The 7191-nt window shown below is 36.5% G+C and carries 6 protein-coding genes; 1 reads left to right on the forward strand and 5 read right to left on the reverse strand.

Features of this window, described 5'->3' with window-relative positions; all coding sequences use genetic code 11:
• Window positions 1-41: 41 nt before the first annotated feature.
• Both ACN6NE_RS24120 and pxpA read right to left on the reverse strand, forming a co-directional pair.
• Complete coding sequence (locus ACN6NE_RS24120) at window positions 42-1205, reverse strand: NRAMP family divalent metal transporter (RefSeq protein ID WP_240702697.1); 1164 nt, start codon at window positions 1203-1205, stop codon at window positions 42-44.
• Window positions 1206-1304: 99 nt separating this feature from the next.
• Window positions 1305-2066, reverse strand: coding sequence for a 5-oxoprolinase subunit PxpA (gene pxpA / locus ACN6NE_RS24125; protein ID WP_129709505.1), 762 nt, complete (start codon window positions 2064-2066; stop codon window positions 1305-1307).
• A gap of 393 nt (window positions 2067-2459) precedes the next feature.
• On the opposite strand from pxpA, the gene ACN6NE_RS24130 reads away from it, so the two are divergent.
• Complete coding sequence (locus ACN6NE_RS24130) at window positions 2460-4055, forward strand: alpha-amylase family glycosyl hydrolase (protein ID WP_474327721.1); 1596 nt, start codon at window positions 2460-2462, stop codon at window positions 4053-4055.
• A gap of 486 nt (window positions 4056-4541) precedes the next feature.
• Here ACN6NE_RS24130 and ACN6NE_RS24135 read toward each other — a convergent pair whose 3' ends face one another.
• From ACN6NE_RS24135 to ACN6NE_RS24145, 3 genes are all read right to left on the reverse strand, one after another.
• Entirely contained in the window at window positions 4542-5396 is an 855-nt protein-coding gene (locus ACN6NE_RS24135; RefSeq protein WP_474327723.1) for an ergot alkaloid biosynthesis protein, read from the reverse strand.
• Window positions 5397-5434: 38 nt separating this feature from the next.
• The gene (locus ACN6NE_RS24140) at window positions 5435-5908 is read right to left on the reverse strand and encodes a nuclear transport factor 2 family protein (protein WP_129709511.1); all 474 of its coding nucleotides are present in this window, start codon (window positions 5906-5908) and stop codon (window positions 5435-5437) included.
• 159 nt (window positions 5909-6067) lie between these two features.
• Window positions 6068-6652, reverse strand: coding sequence for a TetR/AcrR family transcriptional regulator (locus ACN6NE_RS24145; RefSeq protein ID WP_474327726.1), 585 nt, complete (start codon window positions 6650-6652; stop codon window positions 6068-6070).
• Window positions 6653-7191: the final 539 nt, after the last annotated feature.

Below are 7191 nucleotides of genomic sequence, written 5' to 3' on the forward strand. Positions count from 1 at the left end.
CCATCATTGCCCGCACGCAACTTACGTGCGGGCACCTTGTTTTATTTAAATAATTGAGGAAGTTGATCCATTAACGTATAGCCGCCCATTAAAGCCATTACAATAACGACAAGTACACCAGAAATGGTAAGCCAGAAAGGATGTTTATACTCGCCAACGATGCTTTTTTTGTACGCAGCAACCAGTAACGTCCCAAGAGCGATCGGCAGAATTAATCCATTAATTGCTCCAACTAAAAGAAGAACTTTTACAGGTTTTCCAATTAAGACGAACGACAGAGTTGAAATAATAATAAATCCAATAATAATCCAGTTTGAGTTTTTATTAAGTTTTTCACTAAACGTTTGAATAAACGAAACGGATGTATAAGCAGCTCCTACCACAGACGTAATAGCGGCAGACCACATGACAATACCAAAGATTTTATAACCGACGTTTCCTGCTGCGAGCTGAAACACGGATGCCGGAGGATTGGATGGGTCAATTTGTAAACCTTTAGACACAACGCCAAGTACAGCTAAAAACAAAGCGATTCGCATAACAGAAGTGATAAGAATTCCTGTTACAGAACTTTTTGTTACTTGAGGTAAAGAATCGATACCTTTTACGCCGGCATCTAAAAGACGATGTCCGCCAGCAAAGGTAATGTAACCACCGACTGTTCCTCCAACAAGCGTAACGATCGCAATAATGTCGATTTTGTCAGGTGTAAAAGATTTCACTACAGCTTCTCCAACGGGAGGTGAAGTGGTAGCAGCTACGTATAGCATCAGCCCAATCATGACAAAACCTGCAATTTGCGTGAAGCGATCCATTGCTTTTCCAGCTTCTTTTACAACGAAGATTAGCACGGCAATAACTGCACTAATTGCAGCTCCGGCTGTTGGAGAAATACCCGTAATCGCATTTAATCCAAGCCCGGCACCGGCAATATTTCCAATATTAAAAGCAAGTCCTCCAATAACAATTAAAATAGCGAGCACGTATCCTAATCCGGGAAATACCATGTTGGCAATTTCTTGTCCACGTTTTTCAGAAACGGCAATAATTCTCCATACGTTGGTTTGAGCAAAAATATCAAGAATAATTGAAATTAAAATAACGAATCCGAAGCTTGCGGCTAAATTTTGTGTAAATACGGTAGTTTGAGTTAAAAAGCCTGGCCCAATAGCCGATGTGGCCATTAAAAAAGCCGCTCCAAGCATTAATGTCCAGTTTACTTTAGGCGCAGCCGAAAGCTTTTGCTGAGGTGTTGATTTTTTAATTGGCTCCAATATCATCTTCCTCCTGATTGTATGTAGTTTTTATTTTGAAATAGCCTTAACTACCACTTCTGATGCTCGTAAAGAACGGTTGACATGACGGGCAAATTCAAGTGCGTGAGCTCCGTCTCCATGGATGCAAATCGTATCTGCCTGCAATTCTACATCCTTACCTTGCTGAGATTTTACCTTCCCTTCTTTCACCATTGTAATAACTTGAGAAACAGCTTCGTTGTCATTTTCAATTAAAGCATTTGGTTCTGTGCGAGCAGTGAGAGAACCGTCTAACTGATAGGTACGGTCTGCAAATACTTCGTTAGCTGTTTTCAAACCAATTCTGTTACCTGCTTGAATCAGCTCACTTCCAGATAACCCAAACAAAATCAGCTCAGGATTTACGTTGTAAACAGCTTTTGCTATTGCTTCAGACAACGCTTTGTTTTTAGCAGCCATGTTATATAGTGCACCGTGAGGTTTTACATGCTGCATCGATAACCCTTCTGCTTGCAAAAAACCGTTTAATGCCCCAATTTGATAGACCACGATATCGTAGGCTTCCTGAGGCGAAATATTCATGTTTCTGCGTCCAAAACCGATAAGGTCCTGCAAACCAGGATGAGCACCAATTTGCACTTTTTTTTCAGCGGCCAATTTCACCGTTTTTCTCATGACGCTCGGATCCCCTGCATGAAATCCACATGCTACGTTCACAGACGTCACGTGCTCTAAAATTGCTTCATCATTGCCAATGTGATAAGCACCAAAGCTTTCCCCTAAATCACAGTTTAAATCTACTTTACTCAATGCATTCTTCCCCCTTAACCCCTTTAATGTAAGCGTAATCATTTGCAGATAGTAAATAAAATTCAAGCTTTATTATCTGCACCAATACTTTAAGTTCCGTTTTTCGGAACTAGAGTACCGTTTTTCAGTTATATTTGGATTTTAGCACGAGATGATGAATTGAACAACAACATTGTCAGAATATTTGACATAGTCATTATTTTTATTTGGATAATAATCCCTTATTTTATTGCTAGCTTCTATCTATAGCCTTAATATAACGCATCCGCTCAATGTCATTAGACGCAGTAAACAAACAGGTTGTCAGAAAAATTACTAGTTCAAAATAATCAAAATGAAATTTTCGTTGTAATCGTTTTCAAATAGGTGCTATATTTCAATTATAGTCAATTTATGCAAACGATTGCAAAAAAAGGGGATGAAACGATGAAAGGAAAAAAATGGACAGCTTTAGCTCTAACACTGCCGCTGGCTGCTAGCTTATCAACAGGCGTTCACGCCGAAACCGTACATAAAGGTAAAGCTCCAACAGCAGATAAAAACGGTGTCTTTTATGAGGTGTATGTAAACTCTTTTTACGATGCAAATAAAGATGGACATGGTGATTTAAAAGGTCTGACACAAAAGTTGGATTATTTAAATGACGGAAATTCTCGTACAAAGAATGATCTTCAAGTAAACGGGATTTGGATGATGCCGGTCAACCCTTCTCCTAGCTATCATAAATATGATGTAACGGATTATTATAACATTGATCCGCAGTACGGAAATCTGCAAGATTTTCGCAAACTGATGAAAGAAGCAGATAAACGAGACGTAAAAGTTATTATGGATCTCGTTGTGAATCATACGAGCAGTGAACACCCTTGGTTTCAAGCTACGTTAAAAGATAAAAACAGCAAGTACAGAGATTATTATATTTGGGCTGATAAAAATACCGATTTGAATGAAAAAGGATCTTGGGGACAGCAAGTATGGCATAAAGCTTCAAACGGAGAGTATTTTTACGGAACGTTCTGGGAAGGAATGCCTGACTTAAATTACGATAACCCTGAAGTAAGAAAAGAAATGATTAACGTTGGAAAGTTTTGGCTAAAGCAAGGCGTTGATGGCTTCCGCTTAGATGCTGCCCTTCATATCTTCAAAGGTCAAACACCTGAAGGCGCTAAGAAAAATCTCCTGTGGTGGAATGAGTTTAGAGATGCGATGAAAGAAGAAAACTCTAACGTATATCTAACGGGTGAAGTATGGGATCAGCCGGAAGTAGTAGCTCCTTATTATCAATCGCTTGATTCTTTATTTAACTTTGATTTAGCAGGAAAAATTGTCAGCTCTGTAAAAGCGGGAAATGATCAAGGAATCGCCACTGCAGCAGCCGCAACTGATGAGCTGTTCAAATCATACAATCCAAATAAAATTGACGGCATTTTCTTAACCAACCATGACCAAAATCGCGTCATGAGTGAGCTGAGCGGCGATGTAAATAAAGCAAAATCAGCTGCTTCTATCTTACTTACGCTTCCTGGAAATCCGTATATTTATTACGGTGAAGAAATTGGCATGACCGGTGAAAAACCTGATGAGTTAATCCGTGAACCGTTCCGCTGGTACGAAAGCAACGGCCTTGGACAAACCAGTTGGGAAACACCTGTATACAATAAAGGCGGAAACGGTGTGTCAGTAGAAGCACAAACCAAACAAAAGGATTCTTTGTTAAATCATTACCGTGAAATGATTCGCGTACGCCAGCAGCACGAAGAATTAGTAAAAGGAACGCTTCAATCTATTTCAGTAGACAGTAAAGAAGTTGTTGCTTACACTCGCACGTATGAAAGCAAATCGATTAGCGTGTATCATAATATTTCAAATCAACCGGTAAAAGTATCTGTAGCAGCGAAAGGTAAATTGATTTTCGCTAGTGAAAAAGGTGCTGAAAAAGTCAAAAATCAGCTTGTGATCCCGGCGAATGCGACGGTTTTAGTAAAATAATATAAAAACACCTTTGAGTGATTACCAGGCAATCACTCAAAGGTGTTTTTTACCCATAAGGAATAAAAAAGCGCCACAGTTTTTTATTTCTTCTATGCTACAACTGTCGTACTCGCGCGGCCGCCCTCTTTTAAAAATAGTTACATGATTTATATAAGTTGTAAAAAATACAGCATTTATCGTTAGCGAGTGTAAATAGTGAAACTTTAATAATATATATATTGTGTTAAATTTTTCTTCCTTTCTGTCTTACAACGTATAAATAGTAAAAAAGTGTACAATTACTTTCTTAAATAATCAATTTAGTTAACATAGAACACCTTATTGGTAGTTTATGTTATCAATCAACAAAAAGAGACAGCTTAATGTTCAATGTCTTTCTAGTTGTTTTATTTTCATTTATAACTTCCTTTTTTAGACTGAACAGTCCAATATATGCATGAAAGGCTATTCAGTCTAAAAAACTAAACTTTATTCATTTAATCATTATCTCTGCTTCCAGAAATGAGCGTGTATAGTCGCAAATTCAATCAATGAACGCGGCTTTCTACCGGTTATACGCCCTACAGTGTCGGCAATACGATTCTCGGCACCTTTTTGAATTGCTTTATCTAACCCTACCATAAATTCAGCATATTCCTTGGTCATTCCAACTTCGACCATTCTATCTTTTAAAGTAGAAGTGGAAATAGGAACATGATAGATAGATTCTCTTATTACAGACCCAATAATGTTTGCTGCTTCAGTATAACTTAATGCCTCTGGACCTGTAATAAGATGATTAGTATTGTGAGGAATCTCGTCAATGAGTGCATTTACTCCAACTTCAGCGATATCATCTGCATCTACAAAACCAACTTTTCCATCTTCTGTAGCCGTAACAATTTCTTTATTTTCTTTAATAGTATAGCCGTGTTGAATACCAATGAAATTTTGCATAAAGTAGGATGGTTGTAACACAGCCCACTCTGGAGCTTTTTCTCTTACAGCTTGATGGATCTTTCCAAATACAGGACCTCCTTCATTAATCAACGAAGAGCTTAGCAAAACAATCCTTTTTACACCCTTTTTTAAGGCTAGTTCTATAAACGGTAAGACGATAGGAGATGGATCCATTACACCTACAGGTGCTACAAGGTACAATTTCTTTATATTTTCTAGTGCAATGTTATGTGTTGCCTCATCATACCAATCAAAATACACGTGGTCTACTTCAGTTCCCAAAGTATTTTTGCGACTTGCTATCCGAGGTTTATAACCACGTTCTATTAGTTTTTTTGCAATGCGACTTCCAGTTGTACCTGTTCCACCTGTTATTAGTATTTGGTTTTGTATGTTCATGTAAATCTCTCCTTTTTTCTTATAATACAAATATTTTTTTACTGGTTAAGAGTATGTGAATTGTTCAGAAAATCGGTCATATTTCCTCCGAAAGATTCTATTGCTACTAAGGGATTCCAATAATCTTTGTAGTGACTAATTTTTCCGTTATTTATTTCAATTACACTAATATATGTTTGCTTGTAAGATAATCCAGTATGAACAACCTGGCCTTCACATTTAAACTCAGCAATTAAGATATTTGAGTTTAAAGTGTAATGAATTTGAGGGATAGTAAACCTAAATAAATTAATTTTTTCAGGGAAATCTTTTATATACTCATAGATATTTGCTTTACCCTCTATTTTCTCTGGGGAGTTTGGAAGGGAAAAAGGAAATTCAAAGACAGCATGTTCATCCCATAGAGAAATCCATTTATCCATATCTTTTTCCAACATAAATGTTAAAAACTGCTCAAGAATTTGTTCACCTTCTCTCCTATCGGTATTGGTTACATTTGAATTATTAGTCATAATAGACACCTCGTTTATAATTTTATTTGAAATTTTTGTACTACATTTGCCACTATTTCGGACTGAACAGTCTGGAATGTGTAAAAAAATATTCTTTTATAGGCAAAGTTCCATCATTTCCTTGCCTATAAAATTTACTAAGTTTAAAAAGTTTCTTACTTAATCAATAATTGAGAGACTAATCTGAATCACATCTTGAAGCGATTTAAGATCTGGCGTTAATTTAGCTACAAAAGTAAGAGACAATCTCGTTTGATTTAAATAACGAGCAAGGCTTAAAAGATCTTTGTGATGGTCTTTTAATTCATCTTGATTTTTAGCACGCACAAGCGCTTGATAAAAAGCTGTTTCAAGTTCCTGGTTTTTCTTATGAAAATACCGGGCAATTTCTTCGTTATGTGGTATCTGTTCAACTGCACTGTTAATGATATAACACATTTTTGCTCGTTTAGGATCTTGAAGAGCATTTATACCTTCTTGAAATATTTGATGAATGGCTTCCTTTACAGAAGGAGAATTATTAAGGTGTTTAATCACGAGCGTATTTTTTTCATCAACATAATGTTTAACAGCTAAGTAAAAAAGATCTTTCTTTGTGCCATAGGTATCATATAAACTTTGGCGTGCGATTCCTAAATGTTTAAGTAAGTCTTGAAGGGATGTACCTTCAAATCCTTTTTCTCCAAAGATCTCCATCGCTTTATGGAGGACTAGTACTGTATCAAATTCTTTATTTCTTCCCAAGTTATTTCCACCTCTTGGATAAAATAATAACCTTTCCGGACTGAATAGTCAAGAATTAAAATACAATTATTTTCCTGCGCTTTTTTGCGATAGGATTTAAGTTTTTTCTAGTTTTAGCTTAACAATATATAAAAATAAAGTTAACATAAAACATATTATTAGAGATAAAAAATCTATATTCTGAAAGACATATCTAGGGAAGATAAGAAAGTCGTAATACATTATATAAACTTTGTAAATAAATTGTATTAGACAAAAATCCAATTTTAATAAATAAAATTAGATTTTTAGAGCAAACTACGCAAGACGCCGTGAGGCATCTACGGACTTTCTTATTCGAATTTTACACAGAAAACTTCCTTAACGCATTGGGGGAGTTTTTCTGTTTTTACGCTGTATGTGATATACAGAGCTAGTTTAGTCGGGTAGGCAGGCACTCTCACGAGCGCCCGCCCCCCTAAGAACCGCACGTGACAGATTTCCCGTCATACGGCTCAAGCCTTCTTTTTATCCGAACAACTTATTTAATACATGGTACA

The organism is Priestia sp. 53B2 (assembly GCF_056099005.1).